General features: G+C 54.8%; 1 protein-coding gene. It reads left to right on the top strand.

The window, feature by feature from the left end; all coding sequences use genetic code 11:
* The coding region (locus DW205_RS21845) for a DNA methylase (RefSeq protein WP_121963169.1) at positions 1–3,420 on the top strand (3,420 nt) is incomplete at both ends.

Raw genomic sequence — 3,420 nt, 5'->3', positions numbered from 1 at the left:
TCTGCACGAGGGCAAGGCAGCAGGCATCGCCGGGGATTTGCGCCGTATGCTCGACGAGGATTTCCATTACAGGCTTGCCATGCGCTTGTATTCGGGTTCAATCCGGCAGGCAGGAACGGAAGAAAAAGTTGCCGTTCAAAATAAAGTAGAGCGTCCTGCCATAAAATTGGAAACAGTATCCTCGGCGCAGACGGTGGAAACTCCGACAGAAAAGCCGCAACCCGCAGATGAAAAGCCGGAGATAGAACCGCGCCCGCAATATTCCGCAGGCGTGCAGCTCACCCTGCTTGACCTCTGGGGGATGACGGAAGAGGTCAGCCAACCGAAAACCTCCAAAAAGAAAAAGACGGTGAAAAAGGCAGTTACGGCAAAGTCCACTCCGCCCAAACCGAAAGTCACGGTTACACCGACAGCTCCAACTGCAAAACCCGCAATGGAGAATAAGGAGGTGAAAGCGGAGAACACCGCCAAGCCTGCCGACCCGGACGACATCTATGCCACACTGGACTGGGATACCAATCCTCCCATCAACGGTTTCTATGAAATGATGATGGGTTTGACGCCGGAGCGTAGGAAAGAACTTCGGGAACTGGCAAGGCAGCATAACGAGAAACAAGTGGCGGAAAAGACGGAAGTGAAAGCCGTGCCGGAAACTTCCCGTGAGCAGCCACGACAGGAGGAAACACAGCCGGAGGCAGTCGCCGCACCTGCCGTTACAGATACCCCATCGGAAGCGGTGGGGACTTTCCTTTTCCCCGACATCGAAGCGGAAAAGCCGAAGGAGGAAGTCGTGGACCTTTCTCCGCGTGCCTACCACCGCACGCCGGAGATGCACCTGCGCGAAGGGTCGCTGGTGGCTGACAGGGGGCGTCATAACATCGGCTACCTGAAGGACATCACGCCATACGGGGCGACATTCCAGCCGCTCGACCTGAAAGGATACCAGAAGGAAAAGGCGTTGTTGTATGTGTCGCTGCGTGACGCCTACGAGCGTCTGTACCGTTATGAATCGCTCCGGCGCGAGGCAAATGTTCCGTGGCGAGAGCATCTGAATACCTGTTACGATGAGTTTGTCATGCGCTACGGCAACCTCAACGCCAAGCAGAACGTGAAGTTAGTGATGATGGATGCGGGCGGGCGCGACATCCTTTCGCTGGAACGGATGGAAAACGGAAAGTTCGTCAAGGCGGACATCTTCGAGCATCCTGTTTCCTTCGCGGTGGAGAGCCATGCCAACGTAGGCTCTCCCGAAGAAGCCCTGTCTGCGTCGCTCAACAAATATGGTACGGTCAATCTCGACTATATGCGGGAGATAACCGACAGCACGGCGGAGGATTTGCTCACTGCCCTGCAAGGGCGCATCTACTACAATCCGCTCGTGACCGGTTACGAAATCAAAGACCGTTTCATCGCCGGAAATGTCATAGAGAAAGCGGAACGCATAGAGGCATGGATGGGTGACAATCCCGAAAATGAGCGTATGCCGGAGGTGAAGCAGGCGTTGGAGGCTCTGAAAGATGCCGAGCCGCAGCGCATCGCCTTCGAGGATCTGGACTTCAATTTCGGGGAACGCTGGATTCCGACGGGTGTCTATGCCGCCTACATGAGCCGGCTGTTCGACACGGAGGTGAAAATCGCCTATTCCGCAAGCATGGACGAGTTTTCGGTGGTGTGCGGCTACCGCACCATGAAAATCACGGACGAGTTTCTGGTGAAGGGGTATTACCGGAACTATGACGGTATGCACCTCCTAAAACACGCCCTGCACAACACCTGCCCTGACATGATGAAGTCCATCGGCAAGGACGAGCATGGCAACGACATCAAGATGCGCGACAGCGAGGGAATACAACTCGCCAACGCCAAGATTGACGAGATACGAAACGGCTTCTCCGAATGGCTCGAAGAGCAGTCGCCGCAGTTCAAGGAGCGGCTTGTGACGATGTATAACCGCAAGTTCAACTGTTTCGTGCGCCCGCGCTACGACGGCTCCCATCAGACCTTTCCCGACCTCAACCTGAAAGGGCTGGCAAGCCGGGGTATCAAGAGCGTCTATCCCTCACAGATGGATTGCGTCTGGATGTTGAAACAGAACGGCGGCGGAATTTGCGACCACGAGGTGGGAACCGGTAAGACGCTGATAATGTGCATCGCCGCGCATGAGATGAAGCGTCTGAATTTGGCACACAAGCCGATGATTATCGGGCTGAAAGCCAACGTTGCGGAGATTGCAGCCACCTATCAGGCGGCATATCCCAACGCACGTATTCTGTACGCTTCGGAGAAGGACTTTTCGACCGCCAACCGTGTGCGCTTCTTCAATAATATAAAGAACAACGACTACGATTGCGTCATCATGTCGCACGACCAGTTCGGCAAGATACCGCAGTCGCCGGAATTGCAGCAGCGCATCCTGCAAGCAGAGCTTGACACGGTGGAGGAAAACCTCGAAGTGCTACGGCAGCAGGGAAAGAACGTGTCGCGGGCGATGCTGAAAGGATTGGAGAAGCGCAAGCACAACCTTGAAGCGAAGCTGGAGAAGGTGGAACACGCCATAAAGTCACGCACGGACGACGTGGTGGATTTCAAGCAGATGGGCATCGACCACATCTTCATAGATGAGAGCCACCAGTTCAAGAATCTGACTTTCAACACGCGCCACGACCGTGTGGCGGGATTGGGAAACAGCGAGGGAAGCCAGAAGGCACTTAACATGCTCTTTGCCATACGCACCATACAGGAGCGCACAGGAAAAGACTTGGGTGCGACCTTCCTCTCCGGCACGACTATCAGCAACTCACTGACTGAATTGTACCTGCTGTTCAAGTACCTGCGCCCGAAGGAGCTGGAACGGCAGGACATAAGGTGTTTCGACGCTTGGGCGGCGATATTTGCCAAGAAGACGACGGATTTTGAATTTAACGTGACGAACAATGTGGTCCAGAAGGAGCGTTTCCGCTACTTCATCAAAGTGCCGGAGCTTGCCGCCTTCTATAATGAAATCACGGACTACCGCACGGCGGAGGATGTGGGCGTTGACCGTCCTGCCAAGAACGAGATACTGCACCATATACCGCCCACGCCGGAACAGGAGGACTTCATACAGAAACTGATGCAGTTCGCCAAGACGGGCGATGCCACCTTGTTGGGCAGGCTGCCGCTTTCGGAAACGGAAGAAAAGGCGAAGATGCTCATCGCCACGGACTATGCCCGGAAAATGGCACTCGACATGCGCATGATAGACCCGAATTACGAAGATCATCCCGACAACAAAGCGAGTCACTGTGCCAAGATGATCGCGGAGTATTATCAAAAATACGACGCCCAGAAAGGCACGCAGTTCGTTTTCTCTGATTTGGGGACATACCAGCCGGGCGACGGGTGGAACGTCTATTCGGAAATCAAGCGCAAACTGACGGA

The sequence above is a fragment of the Parabacteroides sp. AM17-47 genome (assembly GCF_003434625.1).
Classification (GTDB): domain Bacteria; phylum Bacteroidota; class Bacteroidia; order Bacteroidales; family Tannerellaceae; genus Parabacteroides; species Parabacteroides distasonis.
Note: the sequence above shows the minus strand (reverse complement) of the source record. Positions and strands in the feature narration are given on the sequence as shown.